At 72.4% G+C, this 17,866-nt stretch carries 17 protein-coding genes; 7 read left to right on the forward strand and 10 right to left on the reverse strand.

Annotation, left to right across the window (positions count from 1 at the left end):
* From KO717_RS09330 to KO717_RS09365, 8 genes are read right to left on the reverse strand one after another with little or no spacing between them, the layout of a single operon-like run.
* The gene (locus tag KO717_RS09330) at window positions 1-309 is read right to left on the reverse strand and encodes an MbtH family protein (RefSeq protein ID WP_301365836.1); all 309 of its coding nucleotides are present in this window, start codon (window positions 307-309) and stop codon (window positions 1-3) included.
* Between the two features lie 40 nt (window positions 310-349).
* Window positions 350-1,351 (reverse strand): 2,3-diaminopropionate biosynthesis protein SbnB, encoded by a 1,002-nt coding sequence (sbnB, locus tag KO717_RS09335; protein WP_301365837.1) that lies wholly within the window; start codon window positions 1,349-1,351, stop codon window positions 350-352.
* The gene (gene sbnA, locus KO717_RS09340; protein ID WP_437184485.1) at window positions 1,345-2,406 is read right to left on the reverse strand and encodes a 2,3-diaminopropionate biosynthesis protein SbnA; all 1,062 of its coding nucleotides are present in this window, start codon (window positions 2,404-2,406) and stop codon (window positions 1,345-1,347) included. Before sbnA ends, sbnB begins: the two co-directional genes overlap by 7 nt.
* Before the next feature lie 52 nt (window positions 2,407-2,458).
* Complete coding sequence (locus KO717_RS09345) at window positions 2,459-3,901, reverse strand: condensation domain-containing protein (protein WP_301365839.1); 1,443 nt, start codon at window positions 3,899-3,901, stop codon at window positions 2,459-2,461.
* Complete coding sequence (locus KO717_RS09350) at window positions 3,898-4,167, reverse strand: acyl carrier protein (protein ID WP_301365841.1); 270 nt, start codon at window positions 4,165-4,167, stop codon at window positions 3,898-3,900. The genes KO717_RS09345 and KO717_RS09350 overlap by 4 nt, the downstream gene beginning before the upstream one ends.
* Entirely contained in the window at window positions 4,164-5,897 is a 1,734-nt protein-coding gene (locus KO717_RS09355) for an acyl-CoA dehydrogenase (protein ID WP_301365843.1), read from the reverse strand. The genes KO717_RS09350 and KO717_RS09355 overlap by 4 nt, the downstream gene beginning before the upstream one ends.
* Window positions 5,894-7,735, reverse strand: a complete 1,842-nt coding sequence (locus tag KO717_RS09360; RefSeq protein WP_301365845.1) for an acyl-CoA dehydrogenase family protein — start codon at window positions 7,733-7,735, stop codon at window positions 5,894-5,896. Before KO717_RS09360 ends, KO717_RS09355 begins: the two co-directional genes overlap by 4 nt.
* Window positions 7,732-9,531, reverse strand: a complete 1,800-nt coding sequence (locus tag KO717_RS09365; RefSeq protein WP_301365847.1) for a fatty acyl-AMP ligase — start codon at window positions 9,529-9,531, stop codon at window positions 7,732-7,734. Before KO717_RS09365 ends, KO717_RS09360 begins: the two co-directional genes overlap by 4 nt.
* A 274-nt stretch (window positions 9,532-9,805) precedes the next feature.
* On the opposite strand from KO717_RS09365, the gene KO717_RS09370 reads away from it, so the two are divergent.
* From KO717_RS09370 to KO717_RS09395, 6 genes are all read left to right on the forward strand, one after another.
* Entirely contained in the window at window positions 9,806-10,138 is a 333-nt protein-coding gene (locus KO717_RS09370) for an ArsR/SmtB family transcription factor (RefSeq protein ID WP_301365849.1), read from the forward strand.
* The gene (locus KO717_RS09375) at window positions 10,135-10,395 is read left to right on the forward strand and encodes a hypothetical protein (protein WP_301365851.1); all 261 of its coding nucleotides are present in this window, start codon (window positions 10,135-10,137) and stop codon (window positions 10,393-10,395) included. Before KO717_RS09370 ends, KO717_RS09375 begins: the two co-directional genes overlap by 4 nt.
* A 231-nt stretch (window positions 10,396-10,626) precedes the next feature.
* Complete coding sequence (locus KO717_RS09380) at window positions 10,627-12,801, forward strand: MMPL family transporter (protein WP_367401516.1); 2,175 nt, start codon at window positions 10,627-10,629, stop codon at window positions 12,799-12,801.
* A 187-nt stretch (window positions 12,802-12,988) separates the two neighbouring features.
* Window positions 12,989-13,657, forward strand: a complete 669-nt coding sequence (locus KO717_RS09385; protein ID WP_301365853.1) for a DUF4097 family beta strand repeat-containing protein — start codon at window positions 12,989-12,991, stop codon at window positions 13,655-13,657.
* Window positions 13,654-14,445: a 4'-phosphopantetheinyl transferase family protein gene (locus tag KO717_RS09390; protein WP_301365855.1), complete on the forward strand. Its 792-nt coding sequence runs from the start codon at window positions 13,654-13,656 to the stop codon at window positions 14,443-14,445. The genes KO717_RS09385 and KO717_RS09390 overlap by 4 nt, the downstream gene beginning before the upstream one ends.
* A gap of 188 nt (window positions 14,446-14,633) precedes the next feature.
* Entirely contained in the window at window positions 14,634-14,990 is a 357-nt protein-coding gene (locus tag KO717_RS09395; RefSeq protein WP_301365857.1) for a hypothetical protein, read from the forward strand.
* Here KO717_RS09395 and KO717_RS09400 read toward each other — a convergent pair.
* Both KO717_RS09400 and KO717_RS09405 read right to left on the reverse strand, forming a co-directional pair.
* On the reverse strand, window positions 14,974-15,912 hold the full coding sequence (locus tag KO717_RS09400) for a helix-turn-helix domain-containing protein (RefSeq protein ID WP_301365858.1): 939 nt from the start codon (window positions 15,910-15,912) through the stop codon (window positions 14,974-14,976). The two genes, KO717_RS09395 and KO717_RS09400, sit on opposite strands and share 17 nt — an antisense overlap.
* Window positions 15,913-16,127: 215 nt before the next feature.
* Window positions 16,128-17,144 carry a GlxA family transcriptional regulator gene (locus KO717_RS09405; protein ID WP_301365860.1) on the reverse strand — a complete coding sequence of 339 codons (1,017 nt, stop codon included), beginning with the start codon at window positions 17,142-17,144 and terminating at the stop codon, window positions 16,128-16,130.
* Between the two features lie 241 nt (window positions 17,145-17,385).
* Between KO717_RS09405 and KO717_RS09410 the strand changes: the two genes are divergently transcribed.
* Window positions 17,386-17,865: a hypothetical protein gene (locus tag KO717_RS09410; protein WP_301365861.1), complete on the forward strand. Its 480-nt coding sequence runs from the start codon at window positions 17,386-17,388 to the stop codon at window positions 17,863-17,865.
* Window position 17,866 lies beyond the last annotated feature (1 nt).

Consider the following 17,866-nt stretch of genomic DNA (forward strand, 5'->3'; position numbering starts at 1 on the left):
TCAGCCGGCGGCGCTCTGCCCGGGAGCCCCCGCTGCCGCGGTGAGCTCGCCCGGGTCCGGTGCGGTGCCGTCCTGCGCGGTGCCGTCCTGCGCGGCCTCGTCGCGCGCGGCGGTGCGCAGGCGCAGGCTCAGCGGGCGCATGTCCTTCCACACCCAGGCGATGTGGGCCAGGCACTCGTCGCGGGTGCCGCGCGTGCCCTCGGCCGTCCAGCCGGCGGGCAGTTCACGGCCCTCCGCCCAGATCGAGTACTGCTCCTCGTCGTTGCGGACCACCAGGTGGATCCGCCCGTCGTTGCCCTGCTCGCTCATGTCTGTCTTCGCTCTCTCGGTGGTGGTGGTTCGGTGGGGCTCAGGCGTCCGCGGCGGGAAGGAAGTCCGCGACGGACACTCCGAGTCCGCGCTCGGCGGCGACGCGGCGTACGTGTTCGGCGACGGCCAGGTCCAGTACGCCGAGCCCGAACGGGGAGAAGACCAGCAGGCGTTCGGGGTCGCGGTGCAGCGTCGCCGCCCCGCGCAGCAGACCGCCGAGGGTGGCGTCGACGAAGTCGCGGTTCCCGGCGATCTGCTGGGCCAGGTCCAGGGAGGTGCGTTCCCGGCACACGTGGTCCACGTCGTCGACCACGTTCTGGGCGGCCAGGACGGTCTCGGCGCTCAGGTCTCGCAGCGAGATGTGCAGCACCAGGGCGCCCGGCCGCAGCGCGGAGCCCTCCAGGTGCGGCACGCCCGCGTTCGTGGCGAGGGAGACCAGGTCGTGGGCGGCCAGGGCCTCGGCGCTGCCGGGAGCGATGACGATCTTCGATTCCGGCGCGATGAGGGCGCACTGCCGGGCGAAGCGGGCCACGCGCTCCGCGTCGGGGTCGTAGACGGTGACGGTGTGCAGCCCGGGCAGGACGGCGACCAGGAAGCGGAGGATCTCCGTATTGATGACGCCGCCCCCGAGCAGGGACACGCCCTCGACGGGGCCCGCCGGAAGCAGGGTGCGCGCGGCGAGCGCGGCGGAGGCCGCCGTGCGGCGGGCGGAGATCAGCGAGCCCTCGATGAGGGCGGTGGGGCGCCCGTCCGTCATCGAGTTGGTGATGATGGCGGCGCTGGCGCGGGCCTTGCCTTCGCGGATGTTCGCCGGGAAGGACGCGATCCACTTGATTCCGGCGGCCGGCCGCTCGCCGCCGATGTGGGCGGGCAGGCCGATGATCCGGTCCCGGTCGTTGCCGGGGAAGCGCAGGAACGTGGAGTGGGGCAGGGCGGTAAGGCCCTCGTCGTGCCGTGCGTAGGCGTCCGAGATCAGTTCCACGAGCTCCAGCTCGTGTCCGTCGAGGATCTGCCGGACCTCGGAATGACGGATTATCAGCATGCTGCGATGTCTCCTGGGGACTTGTCGTCCTTCCACAGGTGCGAGACGTCACCGAAGTTGCGGCGCACCCAGTGGTCGGAATAGATGGTGTCGAGGTAGCGGTCGCCCCCGTCGGGGAAGACGAGGACGCAGTTGGCGCCCGGCGGAATGCTGTCGGCGAGGGTGGTGAGGGCGGCCAGGACGGCGCCCGAGGAGCCTCCGGCCAGCAGCCCCTCCCGGGCGGTGAGGCGGCGGCAGGCCGCGACGGCGTCGAGGTCGGGAACGCGCACCAGCTGGTGCGAGGGGTCCTCGGCCAGCAGCGGGGGCCGGATGGACGCGCCGTGTCCGGGCAGCAGCCGCGGCCCCACGGGCGGCGCGAAGATGGCACTGCCCTCGGCGTCCACCGCGATCACGGCGGTCTGCAGTCCGTGGCGGCGTACGTAGGCGGCGCAGCCGCCGAGGGTGCCGCCCGTGCTGGTGGCGCAGAACAGGTAGTCCACCCGTCCGTCGAGCGCGTCGACGACCTCGCGCATGGTGTGCTGGTGGGCCGCCGGGTTGAGCGGGTTGGCGTACTGGTTGGGCCAGTACGCGTGCGGGATCCGCGCCACCAGTTCGCGCACCCGGCGCAGCCTGGCCGGCAGCAGCTCCTCGCCGGGCAGCGTGTCGGCGTCGGTCACGACCTCGACCTCGGCCTGGAAGGCGCGGAGCATCGCCAGGTTGTGCTCGGTGGTGCGGGCGTCGACCACGCAGATGAAGCGGAGGTTGAAGTAGGCGCACAGCTGGGCGAGTCCGACGCCGAGGTTGCCGGAGCTGGACTCCACGACGACCGAACGGCCGGGCACCAGTTCCCCGCTGCGCAGCCGGCCGGTCAGCATGCTGAGGGCCGTACGGTCCTTGATGCTTCCGCCCGGGTTGAAGCGCTCCATCTTGGCGAAGATGCGGAACGGGTAGTGCGGGTGGACCTTGCGGAGCTCGACGAGGGGGGTGGCTCCGATCGTGCCGAGAATTCCGTCGTACGGGGCTGCGGGGTCGCGCCGGAGCACGTCGTCCGGCAGGTGGGCGGGCTGAGCGGTCACGGACTGTCCTCTCGGGGAACACGAACGGTCGGCGGCTCCGGGGGGCGGGTCATCAGGCCGCCCGTGCGGCAGCCGGCGCCGGTTCGCCGGCCGAGAGGGCGAGCAGCAGGGCCCGTTCCTCGTCGTCGGTGAGCCGGACCCCGGCCACGCGCCGGTCCGGCTCGGCGGTGAGGGCGTCGAGCAGCCGCAGGTAGTGGCGGCTCATCCGTTCCACGGTCGGGCGGTCGAAGAGGTCGCCGCTGTAGCGGAACAGGGCGGTCATCCCGCCGCTGCCCGCCAGCACCTCGACGGCCAGGTCGAACTGGCCCTCCTGCTGCGGCAGGTCGTAGGCGGCCAGCCGCAGTCCGGCGTGGTCCAGGACGCGCTGCCCTCCGACGTCGGTCAGCAGGTCCGTCAGCGGGTCGAGGCGGCCGGCGGAGACCAGGGTGAAGGTCACCTGGAAGACGGGCGAGCGGCTCGCGTCCCGTGCGACGCCGAGGGCGTTCGGCAGCATCGGGAACGGGTACTCCTGGTTCGGCATCGCGGCCCGCAGCCGCTCCGCCGTGCGCCGGGTCAGCTGCCAGAAGGTGGTGTCCTCGTCCAGCGAGGCACGCAGCACCATCGGATTCACGAAGTAGCCGACGGTGGAGCGCAGTTCGCGCGGGCGGCGGCTGCTCGCCGGGATGCCGACCAGGAACTCGCCTTCGCCGGTGTAGCGGTGGAGCAGCACCTGGAAGGCCGCGGACAGCAGCACGAAGGGAGTGGTGCGGGCGGCCGCGGCGGCCCGTACCAGCCGGTCCAGCCGTTCCCCGTCGAGCGTGGCCGCCACCGTGCCGCCGCGGTGGCCGGGGCGGGCCGGCCGGGGCCGGTCGGCGGGCAGGTCCAGCACGGGAGCGGCGCCCCGGCAGGTGGTCCGCCAGAACTCCTCCAGCCGATCCATCCGTTCCGTGTCGGCGAGCAGCCGGCGCTCCGCGGCGACCTGCAGGCCGAAGTCCCCGGCCGGGCCGGTCCACGGCAGCCCGGTGCCCTCGGCCAGCCCCTGGTACGCGGCGAGCACGTCGCCGAGCAGCAGGGCCTGGGAGGCGGCGTCGGTGGCGATGTGGTGCGCGGCGAGGAGCAGCACCTGCTCCGGCCCGGCGTCGAACAGCACGATGCGGAAGGCGCTCTCCCGGCCGAGCCGGAAGGGGGCCGTGCCGGCCGCCCGTACCCGCTCGCGCAGCGGCTCGCCGCTCGCGTCGGTCCGTACGGTGTCCAGGGTGAGCAGGCCGGCGGGACGCACCACCCGGTGCGGGCCGTCCTCGTCCTCGCCGAAGGTGGAGCGCAGCAGGTCGTGCCGGGCCTCGACCGCCGCGACCGCCGCGCCGAGCAGCTCCGGGTCGATCCGGCGCTCACCGACGACGCGTACGGCGCACATCACGTGGTAGGCCGCGCTGTCCGGGGCCAGTCGGTGGAGGTACCACAGGGCCTGCTGCCCCTGGGTGAGGCGTTCGACGGCCGGCCGGCGGGAGCCCGTCATCTCGGCGCGCCGGTGAGTTCGACCAGGTGGGCGGCCATGGCGTTGACGGTCGGATGGTCCCAGGCCAGGGTCGGCTCGACGAGGATGCCGTAGTGGTCCTCGATGTCGCCGCAGAAGGCGAAGGCGTACACCGAGTCCAGGCCGTACTCGATCAGGCCCACGGCCGGGTCGACGTCGGCCTCGGGCCGTTCCAGGTAGAAGGCGGCTCGTCCGACGAGCCAGTCCCGTATGTCCTCGAAGCTGTGAGGGCGGGCTGCGGTGGTCACGGTGTCATCACTCCAGGGTGACTCGGTTCGGCAGGGAGGTGCGGCGGCTGCCCGGCGAGCGGGTCGCCGTACAGGTCGAAGCTGCGGTGCTGGGCCCGGCGCCGTACGAGGCGGTCGAACACGGCCTCGGTGACGCCGGCCGGGGTGGCGGCCACCGGAAGGCCGATCCGGACCGCCAGCCGGTGCAGCGCGAGGACCACCCAGGCCGGGTCGGCGGTCAGCGGGTCCCCGGTGCGGCGGTTGGCACGCCAGACGCCGACGCACGCGGCGGCGCCCAGGACGGCGGCGTACCGGGCCGCCAGGGCGAAGGCCTCGGGTCCCGCGGTCACGACGCGGTCGCGGGGGGCGATCTGGACGTCTGCCATCCGCTTGAGCTCACCGGCGAACGCGGCGCACAGGTCGGCCAGTTCGGCCGGGGTGCCCGGTACGGGTTCCGCCGTGAGGACGGACAGGACGTGGTCGGCGCCGCGCGCGGTGAGTTCCAGCCTGCCGAGGTCGAGCGGGGGCAGGTCGCCGTCCAGCAGGAAGAGCGCGTCGGGGGACGGGCCCGGGGTGCGCCAGCCGTTGCGGGCCAGGGAGGGCAGTTGCGGGATCACCGAGGCGCGGCAGACGACACCCCCGGCGTGGGCGATGGAGACCACCGGGAGGTCCCGCATCATCTTCTGGAAGATCCCGTAGGGCCCGTCGCGCAGGAACGAGCGGGCGCCGAGGAGCACCGCGAGCCGCTGGGAGACGCCCTGGGCGAGGTCGGCCACGAGGTACTTGGCCAGCCCCGACAGGACGCTGCCCTGCGCCGGTACGACGTGCAGCGCGCGGGCGGCCACGGTGGCGATGCTGTCGCAGACCAGCATGTCGGCGAGGGCCCCGGCCAGCACCGAGCGGGCGTGCGGCAGGTCGCCGACGCGGCGGCCGTAGAGGCGGCGTTCCAGCGCGAAGGACAGTGCGCAGCGCAGCTCGGTGTCGAGGGTGCCCAGCATCATGCCGGGCAGCACGGAGCGGGTGACCTGGAAGGCGCGCATGATGCCCTCCAGGCCGTGCCCGGGCCTGCCCACGATGCTGCCCGGCGGCACTGCCAGCCCGTCGAAGTCCGCCGCGCCCATCTGGCTGCCGCGCAGGGCGGACGTGGTGAGCCGGGGCCGGTGGCGCAGGCCCGCGCGGGCGCCGTCCAGTCCGGCGAGGACCAGGGAGTGGCTGCGGCTGCCGGGCGCGTCGCCGGTACGGGCGAGCATGATCGCGGCATCCGCCCGGCCGAGGTTGTTGATCATCTGTTTGCCGCCGGTCAGCAGCAGTCCGCCGTCGGCGGCGGGCTCCGCGCGCAGTGCGTTGCGGCCCATGTCGCTGCCGTGGGCGAGCTCGGTGTGCGCGGCGGCCATCCGCCGGCCCGAGAGCAGGATGTCGGCGACCCTGCGCTGCTGCTCGGGGGTTCCTTCGGCCCACACCCCGACACCGGCGATGAATCCGGTGACGCCGTACCCGACGCCCATCGAGGCGTCGCGGCGGAAGACCGGCCGCAGGGTGCGGGCGAGGCGGTCGAGGCGGTCGAGGCGGCCGCCGAGCCCGGTGGGCACGAACTCCGCGTTCAGGCCGTACGCGTCGAGGACCCGCTCACCGGCGGCGAACGGCTCGGACCGCTCGTCGGCGGCGAGGATCGCCCGGTGGCCGAGCGGGTTCGCCGGATCCCAGGCGTCCCCGAAGGCCTCTTCCAGCGTCTCTGTGCGGCGCGCGCTCACGGGGCCCCCTCGGCGGTCCGGCAGTGGAACAGGGAGAACAGCAGCCCTTCCCGGTGCTGGGCGACCAGCTCCGGGTACAGGGCGTCGACGCGGCCGGCGTACGGATGCGTCCGCGCGGGCGTGAGCCGGCCCGCGATGCGGGCCAGGCAGGCTTCGAGCCAGAGCCCGTCCCGCCACAGTCCCGTGGCACCGCCGGCGGACGTGTTGTGCAGCCACAGCAGCAGGCAGGCGGCGGCCGCGTGGCACAGGACGTACTCCTCGGCGATGGCGAAGGCCTCCGGGGGGACCTCGCGGGCGGTGCGCCGGACCGATGCCATCCGCCGGTGCAGGCCGGCCGAGTGCGCGGCCAGTTCCCCGGCGAGTTCGGCGGCCGCGTGCGGCGCCGCGCCGCGCTCGGCGAGCTCGCGGAGCCGGGCGGCGGAGGCGGGCAGCGAGCGGACGACCGTGTTCCCGGTGCGCGAGGCCAGGGCGAGCCGGCTGCGGTCGAAGGCGGGCAGCGGTGCGTCCAGCCGGGCGGCCGCCGCCAGCGGAGCGTCGCCGGCGGTCGGGTCCGGCGTGGTGGTCGGGTCCGGCGTGGCGCTCGGGCCCGGCGTGGCGCTCGGGCCCGGCGTGGCGCTCGGGCCCGGCGTGGCGCTCCGGTCGTGGTCGCGTGCCAGGACGGGGAACTGGTCGATCAGCGCGTTCAGGTTGACCAGGGTGTTGCCGTCGAAGATTCCGACGATGCGGTGGTCCCGCTCGGTCTTCTGGAACCTTCCGTACGGGCAGGTTCCGTGCTCGCCCCCGGGGTCGGCCCGCAGGATCGCCCGCAGTCCGAGCAGGTCCGCGAGGGACGTCGTCAGCCGGTCCACGAAGGTGGGCAGGAGGTACTTGACGACCGGCGCGGTGACCGAGTGTTCCCCGGTGAGGGTGTGGATGCCGCGGCTCGCCAGCAGGCTGACGGCCTCACCGATCAGCAGGTCGGCGTAGGCCTCGGTCAACGTACGTGTCATCAGGGGCAGTTCGGCCACCGTGCGGCCGAAGCGGCGGGCTCCGAGCGCGAAGTCCAGGGCCAGCCGCAGCGCGTGGTCGCCCGCGCCGAGCGAGAGCGCGGCGCACAGGGTGCGGGTGAGCTGGAGGCTCTTGAGCACGGTCTCCAGCCCGCTGCCCTCCGGGCCGATCAGGCTGTCGGCGCCGACGACCGCGCCCTCGAAGGCGATTCCGCTGATGTCCGCGCCGCGGATGCCGTGGGTGCGCGAGCGCGGCAGCGGCCGGCCGGTGCCGGGGGCGAGTTCCCGCTTGTCCACCATCAGCAGGCTGAATCCCCGGGGGCCGCCTTCCGGTGAGGTGCGGGCGAGGACACAGATCCGCTCGCCCCGGGTGGCGTTGTTGATGAGCCACTTCTCGCCGTCGAGCCGGTATCCGCCGGGTACGGGCGTCGCGGTGAGCTCGCCGGCGAGCAGGTCGCTGCCGTGCTCCTGCTCCGTGAGCCCCCACGACACCACGGCGCCCCGGGCCACGTCGGCCCCGAACCGCAGCGCCTGCTCCGGTGCGGCCGCGATCCAGGCGCTGACGGAGCCGAGGTAGCTCTTGCCGTGCCCGATCGCCACGGTGAGGTCGCGGCGGGCGACCAGCCGCATGAGCTGGAGCAGCTCCTCGTACGAGCGGAGCCGGCCACCGTACTCGGCGGGTACGTACTGGGCCGCGAGCCCGAGCTCGTCGAGCCGGCGGGCGATCGCGTCGGGAAACTCCTCGCGTTCGTCGAGCTCGGCGCAGGCCGCGTAGCCGAACACCGTCTCCGGGTCCAGCGGCGAACCCAGCGCCTGCTCGAAGTCGCGCGCCGTGCGCAGGGCGGTGCTCATACGGCGGCGCCGACGGGTTCGGGGCTCGCGGTCCGGTAGCGGGCGCGGACGGCGGGGTCGAGGTGCTCGTACAGCGGCTCCAGCTCGTTCCGCAGGAACAGCTCGCGCATCAGCCGCCGCTGGATCTTCCCGCTGGTGGTGCGCCGGACCTTGCCGGGCCGGATGAGCACCACGTTGGTGACGGAGACGCCGAGTTCGTCGCTGAGCGCGGTCCGGATGGAGCGGACGAGCGCGTCGTGGAAGGCGGCGTCCGCGCCGGGCGCCCGGACCTCCTGGACGACGACGATCTCCTCGCGGTCCGCCGGGACGCCGAAGACGCTGCCCGTCAGCGCGGCGGTGGCCGGATGCACGGCGCGGGCGGTGCGCTCCAGGTCGTGCGGGTAGAGGTTGCGGCCGTGCGTGATGAGCATTTCCTTGATGCGGCCCGTCACGTAGAGCTGGCCGTCGGCCTGTACGCCGAGGTCGCCGGTGCGCAGGTAGCCGGTGCGGCCGTCCGCCGTGGCGGCGCGGAACGTCCGCTCGTTCTCCTCCTCGTTGTCCCAGTAGCCGAGGGCCACGCTGCCGCCCTTGATCCAGATCTCGCCGATCCGTCCGTCGGGCAGGACCCGGTGGTCCTCCGGGTCCACGATGAGGATCTCCAGCTCCCAGTCGGTGCCGCTGCTGGCGAGGAGCCTGGCGGGCCGGTCGCCCGCGAAGCCGTCGGGGGCCGGCTCCGCGGCCAGCGGTGTGAAGACGTTCCGCTCCAGGTCGCCCGCGTCGACCCAGCGGGTGGCCGGGGGCAGGTCCGGGTCCGAACCGGCGATGAACAGGGTCGTCTCGGCCATCCCGTAACAGGGCAGGAACGCCTCCGGGCGGAAGCCGGCGGGTGCGAATCGCTCGCTGAAGGAGGCGAGGGTGCGCGCGTCGATCGGCTCGGCGCCGTTGCAGGCCCACCGCCAGCGGGACAGGTCGAGTCCGGCGATCTGCTCGTCCGTCAGCCGGCGCACGCACAGCTCGTACGCGAAGTTCGGGGCGGAGGTGATGTGGATGTCGCGGCGGTCGATCAGCTGCAGCCAGACGAGCGGGCGCTTGAGGAACTCCGTCGGCGACATGAGCGTCGCGGACGCGCCCAGGTAGAGCGGCTCCAGGAAGAGGCCGATCAGCCCCATGTCGTGGTAGAGCGGGAGCCAGCTGCCGAAGCGGGTCTCCTTGGTGAATCCCATGCTGCGCGCGATCAGCCCGAGATTGTGCAGCAGGTTGGCGTGCGTGACCATGACGCCCTTGGGCTCACTGGTCGAGCCCGAGGTGTACTGGAGGAAGGCCAGCGCGGACGGGCCCGGCCGCGGGGCGCGCCATCCCCCGGGGCCGCCGTCTTCGGCGTCCTCCACGGCCAGGGAGCGGACCGGGTCGGAGGACTCGGCCAACCAGGCGTCGATCTCCCCGATGTTGGCGCGGTCGGTGAGCACGAGGGCCACCTCCGCGTCCCGGACGATGCCGGTGGCGCGGGCGAAGTGGTGGCGCCGGCCGCCGGGCAGCGGTGCCGGTACCGGTACGGCGCCCGCGTAGACGCACCCGATGAACGCCTTGACGAAGCCCAGGCCCTGCGGGTGCAGCAGCAGGATCCGGTCACCGGCGCGGACGCCCTCCCGGTCCAGTCGCGCCGCCACCGAGCGGGCGGCGATGTCCAGTTCCCGGTAGGTCAGCGCGTCGGTGACGGCTTCCTTCCCGTCGCTGCGGACGAAGGCGACCGCCTCGTGCTCCGGGTCGTCCTGAACATGCGCACGGAGCACGTCGAGGAAGTCTGCGGGTGCGGACATCGGTGTTGCGGGCACGGTTCCCCCCTCGGTCCCGTTGGTGTGACCCCGCTGCGGGCATGGCCGAAAACCTGCGCAGAGAGGCAGGTGGCGTGCAGCGGCTGTGGCCAGATTCTTGCGAATCAGGAGGGGATATTTCGGACAGTCGACAGGCCAAGGGCTGCAACGACAGCTAGCTGACAGCTCGTGAGCGACCGACAGGTGACTTCATCTCGAATCACTTGACGTGTCGGACAGACACCTGTCAGTCTTTTGTGACACGAGAAAGGCTCAGCCGATGAATCAACAGATTCCTTCCGGTGACGAGCTGTTGAAGGTGCTCTCGGCACTGTCGAATCCGCAACGGTTGCGGATCGTGGCGGCGCTGGCCCAGAACCGGAACTACGTCAGTCAGCTCGCCAGGGAACTGGGAATCGGGCGTCCGGTCCTGCACATGCATCTCCAACGCCTCGAAGCCGCCGGGCTGGTGTCCAGTGCGCTGGAGCTGTCACAGGACGGCAAGGCCATGAAGTTCTTCGAGGTGCGGGCCTTCGACTTCCGTCTCACACCGGAACAGATCACCGCGTCGGCGTCGACGATCACAGTCAAGAACGAAGGAGACCGAGCATGAACACGCTGGCCGCAGAAACCGGATGGAGCACGACCGCGTTCGTCCTCGGCTGGTTCGCCCTGATCTCCCTGGTTCTGGTGTCGGTCATCTTCGCGGTCTCGCGCATCCTCGCCGCCCGGACCTCGGCACGCCGCGAGGAGGGCTACCGCGAACAGCTGGACCGGGCCACCAGCGCCCACGAGGCCGCCGCGAAGGAACTGTCCGAGGTCAAGACCCGGCTCGCCGCCATCGAGAAGGCCATGACGTCCTTCGACTGACGGTCCCGCGACCGGGTTCCCCCACGGGCCGGCCCGGCGCACCCCGTTCTCACCAGGGCCCTCTCACCCAGGTCCCGCTGCGCACCACCCGCACCACCCGCACCACCCGGCCGAAGCGATGGTCCGGGCCGCCGAGCGGCAACTCGGCGACCCGGCGTCGGACGCCGCATCCACCACGCCTCTCGGCGTGTCCTTCAGTCCGCGGTCATCCAGAGGAAAGGGGAACACCTCGTGTCCCTCCAAATCAAGTCGGGCGATCGCCTGGCCCAGCTGCTCACCGGGAGGGTGACGAAGTGGGTCATGGTCGCCGTGTGGTTACTCGCCACCGTCGCCCTGTCCCCGCTGGCCGCCAAGCTCGCCGACGCCCAGAACGACGACATCACCTCCTGGCTCCCCGCCAACGCCGAATCCACGAAGGTCGCCCGGTACGCCAAGGACTTCCCCGGCGGTGACACCCTGACCGGCGTCGTCGTCTTCGTACGCCAGGACGGGCTGACCGCCGCCGACCGCACCGCGGTCGACGAAGCCCGCGAGGAGTTCGCCCGGCTCAGCGGGACCGAGGTCAAGGCGGCCCTCCCGGCGGAGGACGGCAAGGCCTTGATGCTCAGCGTCAAGCTGCCGTCCGACGTCAAGGGCAAGAAGATCGAAGAGCTGCGCACGGCGGCCGCGGACGGTCTGCCCGAAGGGCTCGAAAGCCGCCTCACCGGCGGCGCCGGAGCCCGCCTGGACAGCCTCGACGCCTTCGCCGGGATCGACTCCACCCTGCTGTTCGTCGCCGCCGGCGTGGTCGCGCTGCTGCTGGTCATCACCTACCGAAGCCCGGTGCTGTGGCTGCTGCCCCTGCTGTGCGTGGGTATCGTCAGCCAGCTCGCCAACGCCGTCGCCTACCTGCTCGCCGAGCACGCCGGCATGGTCGTCACCAGCCAGAGCGCGGCCATCCTGCTGGTCCTGGTGTTCGGCGCGGGGACCGACTACGCCCTGCTGCTGCTGTCGCGCTACCGCGAGGAACTCACCCGGTACGAGGACCGGCACGACGCCATGGCGGCCGCCTTGCGCCGTTCCGGCCCGGCCGTCATCGCCTCGGGCGCGACCGTCGCCCTCGGCATGCTCTGCCTGCTCGCCGCAGAGCTCAACTCCAACAGCACCCTCGGCCCGGTCGCCGTCGTCGGTGTCGCCTGCGCGCTGCTCGCCATGATGACGCTGCTGCCCGCGCTGCTCGTGATCTGCGGGCGCTGGATCTTCTGGCCCGTGGTCCCCCGCGTCGTGGCCGCTGCCCGGGGCACGGCCCAGGGCACGGTCCAGGAGCCGGGGCGCCGCTCGCTCTGGGCCGCGATCAGTCGCTTCGTCGCCGCCCGGCCCCGCGCCATCTGGGTCGTCTGTGTCGTCGGCCTCGTCGGCGTCGCGCTGGGAGGTCTCGGTCTGAAGACCGGTCTCGCCCCCGCCGACACCTACACCACCAAGCCCGACTCGGTGATCGGGCAGCAGCTCCTCGCCAAGCACTACCCGGCGGGCGCCGCCCGCCCGCTCCAAGTGATCGCCGAGGCCGGCGCCGCCGACCAGGTCGCCGGCACCCTGCGCGGCACCCCCGGGGTCGACGCCGTCGCCCCGGCCGTGACGTCCCTGGACGGTTCTCGGGTCTCGCTGTCCGTCGTCCTGACGGACGCCCCCGGCAGCCCGGGTGCGCAGAAGTCCGTGGACCGGATCCGGGCGGCCGTGCACGCGGTCTCCGGCGCCGAAGCCAACGTCGGCGGCAGCACGGCCACCGACCTGGACATCTCCCGGGCCCAGGCACACGACCGGCGGGTCGTTCCGCCGCTGGTCCTGGCGGTCGTCCTGCTCGTCCTGATCCTGCTGCTCCGCTCGCTCGCGGCTCCGCTGCTGCTGATGGCCAGCGTCATCGTGTCGTTCGGCGCCGCGCTCGGTGTGAGCTGGCTCGTCTTCGACCAACTGCTGGACTACCCGGCCGTGGACAGCTCCCTGTTCCTCCTCGGGTTCCTGTTCCTGGTGGCGCTCGGCGTCGACTACAACATCTTCCTGGTCCACCGGATCCGTGAGGAGGCGGTGAACGGCGCCGACGGCCACCGCGGTGGTGTCCTGCGCGCCCTGACCAGCACGGGCGGAGTCATCACGAGCGCCGGCGCCGTCCTCGCGGCCACCTTCGCCGCCCTGGCCGTACTGCCGCTGGTGGCCATGGTGGAACTCGGCCTGCTGGTGGCCGTCGGAGTCGTCCTGGACACCTTCCTCGTCCGGTCCCTGCTCGTGCCGGCTCTCGCCCTCGACCTCGGCGACCGCTTCTGGTGGCCGGGACGGCCGGGCTCCACCGCCACCCGTGACAACGGCACCGGCACCGGTACCGGCACCGGCCCCGCGCCGGACACCCTGCAGCTGGTCGGCAAGGAGAGCTGACCGGCGTCCCCGGCCGGCGGGTCGACCGCCGGCCGGGCGCGAGGAGGGCGGGAGGAGCCCCCGCGGCGGACCTCGCCCCGCCTCCCGCCCTCCTCCCTCTCTCCGTCCCTCTCCGTTCTCCGACTTCTCTTCGTCCTCTTCGCGCACGCCGCCCCACCGGCACACGCCCGTACCGGGAGACACCACCATGCGCAAGCCACTGGCCTTCACCGCACTCGCCCTGACCCTCGCCGCGCCCCTCCTCACGGGCTGCGGCGGCATGATCGGCCCCGAGCACACCGCCGAGGATTCGCTGCGCCCGACCGGCCCGGTGCACACCATCGACATCGCCTCCGGCAGCGGCACCGTCAAGGTCGTCCCCGGCGACAGCGTCGACGTCCGGCGCACCGTTCGCTACAACGGGGACGGTCCGGGCGGCCTGAAGGAGCCGGCCGAAGGCGTCCTGACCCTCGGCAACTGCTCCCGCTGCTCCACCGATTACACCGTCACCGCGCCCGCCGGCACCGCCCTCGACGTGCGCGCCGGCTCGGGAGACGTCAGCATCACCGGCTTCACCGGCGTGGTCACCGTGCAGACCGACTCCGGGGACATCGACGCCGACGGGCTGCGCGGGAACACCTCCCTGAAGGCCGGGTCGGGGTCCGTCGAAGCGACGTTCGGCGCCCTCGTCAGGACGATCGCCGCCGAAGCGGGCTCGGGCGACGTACGGCTGGTCCTGCCGGACGGCAAGTACCGGGTGGACGCCGACACCGGTTCGGGCGGACGCGACGTCCGCGTACGCCAGGACGACGCGGCGGACCACAGCGTGCGGGTGCGCACCGGATCCGGCGACATCGTGGTGACGGCCGGCCCGTGAGCCCCGACCCGCGGGAGATATTCGACCGGGACGCGACGCACGTGTGGACCGGAGCGGCCTCGGGACGGGGTGCCGTACCCGGCACCCGGAGCCTCTCCCTGGAAGAGCGGGCCAGGACGCGGACCCTCCCGGCGCCACGGGCCGGCTGGTACGCGGCCACCCGCACGGCGGTGCGCGAAGTCCTCGGCCGGTATCTGGAACAGCCGCCCGGCGAGATCCTCCTCGGCCGCTCGCCCTGCCCCGGCTGCGGCAGCGCCGCCCACGGACCGCCCGCAGTGCTGGCCCCCGCCACCACACTGACGTTCAGCCTCTCCTACTCGGGGCCTCGCTGGCTGCTCGCCCTGACCTCGATCCGCCCGCTCGGCGTCGATGTGCAAGAGGTACTGCCCGGGGCGGGACCCGACCTCACGAGGATGGCCGCGAGCTGCTTCGCGCCGGACGAACTGGGCGAGTTCCAGGCCCGGTCCGCCCCGGCCTCGCGCGCCGCCTACTTCTACCGGGCGTGGACGCGCAAGGAGGCGGTGGTCAAGGCCATGGGTGTGGGACTCGCGGCCGACCTGACCGGTGTCCACGTGTCGGCGGGCACCCCCGGACCCGCCGTCGTCCGTACCCGCCGGGCCGGGCACACCGCCCTGTGGCAGGTGGAGGACCTCCCGGTGTCCGGTGGTCCGGGATTCGCCGCGCTGGCCCGCGAGGCCTCGGCGGCCGGCCCCGTCCGTTTCTTCGTCCATGAACCGGCGGAACCCGATCCGGAAATTCGGCAGAATCCTGCCACCGCAGCAGCCTGACAGCATTGCCCCCTGCCATTGATGCATCATGAATGGAATGATGTGACCATCGACGGTGCCGACCGCAGACCGAAGGAAGAAAGAGATGCGCAAGTTATCGCCTCCGGGTACGGAAGAGAACGACACCACGTCCAACACATGGGGCCCGTAGCACCCTCCGATTCCGGCGGGAATGCCATCGGAAATCCATGTACGCGGTGACGCTCCTCCTGGCCGCCGACGGGGCGGACGGCCCCGCCGAGTGCCCCGACGATCTGGCCGACCTCGTCCACAGAACCGCTTTTCCGGAAGACGGTTTCGAACACATCCACATCGGCAGGAATTGCTCCGGGGACCATCCCTCTCAATCGCGCGCCGAGATCGTGCTCTTCCTCAAGCAGCCCGACCGCGCACTGGCCGAGGATTCCGCACGGCTGCTGGCGGACCGGTGCCTGGAATCGTCACCGCGCCTGACCGGCTGGTCCGTGCGGGACTGCTCCGCACTGCCGGTCCTGCTGCTCTTCGAGCTCGCGAAGCTCGGCCCGGGGGTCAGGGCTCCGGAGTGACCGCGGCGTCCGGCACCACCCAGCCGCGCAGCGCGGCGAGCGCCCCCGCCTGGAAGCGGCTGCGCGCCCCGAGTTTGGTCGCCAGCTCCGCCGTCGTCCGCCGGCCGGTCCGCACGGAGATGCCCAGTTTGCGGGCGATGACCTCGTCCGTGAGCCCGCTCGCGAGCAGCCCGAGCACGGCCCGCTCATGCGCCGTCAGCCCCTCGGAGTCCCGCCTGGTGCCGTCGCCGAGTGCGGTGCCGCGCTCCCAGACCTGCTCGAACAATGCGTGCAGGGACGTCACGATCCCCGCACCCCGCAGCAGGATCGCCCCCGCGTCGGCCTCGTCCGGATCTACCGGCAGCAAGGCGGCCCGGCGGTCGTATATGACCATCCGCGGCGGGAGTTGGGGCACGGTCCGCACCTGGCCACCCCGCTCGGTCAGCCATCGGGCGTACGCGGCGGTCGGCGCGTCGTTGCGGACGCTCTCCAGGTACACGTAGCGCAGCCGGACCCCCCGGGCGAGCACCGCCTGGTCCAGGGGTCTCGCCGCCTCCAGGCTCGCCTGCGGTTGCGCGCCGCCCGTGGCGAAGACGGACACCTCGAATCGGCAGGCGTCCGAGAGCCCCTCGATGCACCGCCGGATCTCGTCCATGCCGTCGAACCGCTGGATTTCCCCGGCGTCCACCCGCTGTGCCGTCTTCTGGTAATCCGCGAGCAGATCCGCGACGGCCATCCGCATCGTCGTGACCTGGCGCTGGCGCTCGAGTAACTCCTCCTCGCTGCGGTTCAGCAACGAGGTCAGGGCCACTTCCGGATGCACGAGGCGGTGTTCGGCGGGCGCGGGTTCCACCGAGCGGATCAGCGAGAGCTCGGCGAGCTCCGCAAAGGCTCGCGTCACCCGTTCCGGAGGCCATTCGAGATAGGCGGAAATTTCATGCACGCCCGCTTGCGGCATTTTCAGCATCGCGCGGTATACGGATTCTTGATCCGCATCCAGCCCGAGATATTTCAACATGTGTCCCCCACAGCATGTCAAATGTTTTTGTCGCCGTCCTGGCACGTGAGACGTACTGGACTGACCCGATCCGAATACCGAAGGGCGAACGACCGGGTCGATGGTATGCGAACGATCCGGGCATGGCTACACCTCCCGAATTAAATCTTCCGGGCCGGATTGGAGGAACCGACAAGCTGTGGAATCTTGTTTGTAGAATTCTGTGAAGTCCGCTCCTGTGCCTGAAAGGTGCGCCGATAGGCGTGCGGGCTGGTTCCGGTGAGGCGCTTGAAGCGTTCCCGGAACGCGGTGGGAGAACCGAAGCCGACCTGCGCGGCGATCCGTTCGACGGGGTGTGCGGTGGTCTCCAGCAGATACTGCGCCTGCCGGATCCGGGCCCGGTGCAGCCACTGCAGTGGCGAGGTGCCGGTCTGTTCGCGAAAGCGCCGGTTGAGGGTCCGGACGCTCATGCCGCCCTGTGCGGCGACGTCGTCGAGGGTCAGGTCGCGCCGGGCGTTGTCCTCCATCCAGCGCAGGAGCGGCTCCAGCACCGACCCGCGCGGGGCCGGCGGCTGGTCGTGGACGATGAACTGGGCCTGCCCGCCGTCGCGTTCCAACGGCATGACGGACAGCCGAGCGGCGTCCGCGGCCACCGCCGAGCCGAGGTCGCGCCGGATCATGTGCAGGCACAGGTCCAGCCCGGCGGCGGCGCCGGCCGAGGTGAGCAGCTGCCCGTTGTCGACGTAGAGCACCCCCGGATCCACCTCGACGGCGGGGTGGAGCGTGGCGAGCAGCCCGGCGGCCGACCAGTGGGTGGTCACGCGCAGGCCGTCCAGGAGTCCGGTGGCGGCCAGGACGAAGGCGCCCACGCAGATGGAGGCGATTCTGGTTCCCCGTGCGGCGGCCTGCCGCAGCGCGTCGAGGACCTCCTCGGGTACGGGCGCCGCGGGGTCGGCCACACCCGGCACGATGATCGTGTCCGCCTCGGCGAGCTCCGCCAGCGGCCACGGCGCGCGCAGCACGAACGCCCCGGCGTCGACCTCCTCGGCAGGTGCGCAGACACGGACCCGGTAGGCCGGACGGCCGTCGGGCAGCCGGGTCCGCGCGAACACCTCGATCGGGGTGGACAGGTCGAACGGAATCACGCCGTCCAGGGCGAGCACGACCACGGTATGCATGGCCCGACGATAGCCGGGCGCGGCACCGGCCTCTCCCCGGGATGTCATCACAGCGGGTGGTTCCCGCAGGTCACAGCCATCCGGTCGACCCATGTGGCCGTTGGCCACAATCCGTTGGTGGATGGCATTCCAGCCGCTTCCCGCGCCTGCGGACCACAACTAGCGTCGGTGTCCGCCCCCACCGGCCCGGTTCCCGCGGCCGTCCGACACCCGTCCGCTCCTGACCACCTGGATCACCCACGTGACGAAGTTCCTGCTCGCCGTCCACGTCCTGGCGGCGGTCATCACGATCGGCCCGGTCACCGTCGCCGCCAGCATGTTCCCGCCGACGGCCCGCCGAGCCCTCGCCGGACCCGGCGACGCGGCGACCCTCGCCGAGGCCCGTACGCTGCACCGCATCTGCCGGGTCTACGCCGTGATCGCCGTCGTGGTACCGGTGTTCGGACTGGCGACCGCCCGCAGCCTCCACGTACTGGGCAGCCCCTGGCTCCTCACGTCGATCGCACTGACCGCCGCGGCCGCTGCCGTGCTCGGCGTCCTGGTGCTCCCCCGCCAGTCCGCGGCGCTGACCGTCCTCGACGGCACCGCCGACCCGCGAAAGGCCGCGGCCGCCCTGCAGGCGGTGGGTCGGCTGAGCATGCACACCGGACTGTTCAACCTGTTGTGGGCGACGGTGACCGTGCTGATGATCGTCCGCCCCGGATCCACCACAGGAGCCTGAC

The organism is Streptomyces xanthophaeus (assembly GCF_030440515.1).
Classification (GTDB): domain Bacteria; phylum Actinomycetota; class Actinomycetes; order Streptomycetales; family Streptomycetaceae; genus Streptomyces; species Streptomyces kutzneri.

What these genes read in the sequence shown, in the direction of transcription:
- KO717_RS09375 (WP_301365851.1), top strand. Translation starts at nt 10,135, where the DNA reads ATGAACACGCTGGCCGCAGAAACCGGATGGAGCACGACCGCGTTCGTC.
- KO717_RS09330 (WP_301365836.1), bottom strand. Translation starts at nt 309, where the DNA reads ATGAGCGAGCAGGGCAACGACGGGCGGATCCACCTGGTGGTCCGCAAC.
- KO717_RS09385 (WP_301365853.1), top strand. Translation starts at nt 12,989, where the DNA reads ATGCGCAAGCCACTGGCCTTCACCGCACTCGCCCTGACCCTCGCCGCG.
- KO717_RS09370 (WP_301365849.1), top strand. Translation starts at nt 9,806, where the DNA reads ATGAATCAACAGATTCCTTCCGGTGACGAGCTGTTGAAGGTGCTCTCG.
- KO717_RS09360 (WP_301365845.1), bottom strand. Translation starts at nt 7,735, where the DNA reads ATGAGCACCGCCCTGCGCACGGCGCGCGACTTCGAGCAGGCGCTGGGT.
- KO717_RS09345 (WP_301365839.1), bottom strand. Translation starts at nt 3,901, where the DNA reads ATGACGGGCTCCCGCCGGCCGGCCGTCGAACGCCTCACCCAGGGGCAG.
- sbnB (WP_301365837.1), bottom strand. Translation starts at nt 1,351, where the DNA reads ATGCTGATAATCCGTCATTCCGAGGTCCGGCAGATCCTCGACGGACAC.
- KO717_RS09405 (WP_301365860.1), bottom strand. Translation starts at nt 17,144, where the DNA reads ATGCATACCGTGGTCGTGCTCGCCCTGGACGGCGTGATTCCGTTCGAC.
- KO717_RS09365 (WP_301365847.1), bottom strand. Translation starts at nt 9,531, where the DNA reads ATGTCCGCACCCGCAGACTTCCTCGACGTGCTCCGTGCGCATGTTCAG.
- KO717_RS09395 (WP_301365857.1), top strand. Translation starts at nt 14,634, where the DNA reads ATGTACGCGGTGACGCTCCTCCTGGCCGCCGACGGGGCGGACGGCCCC.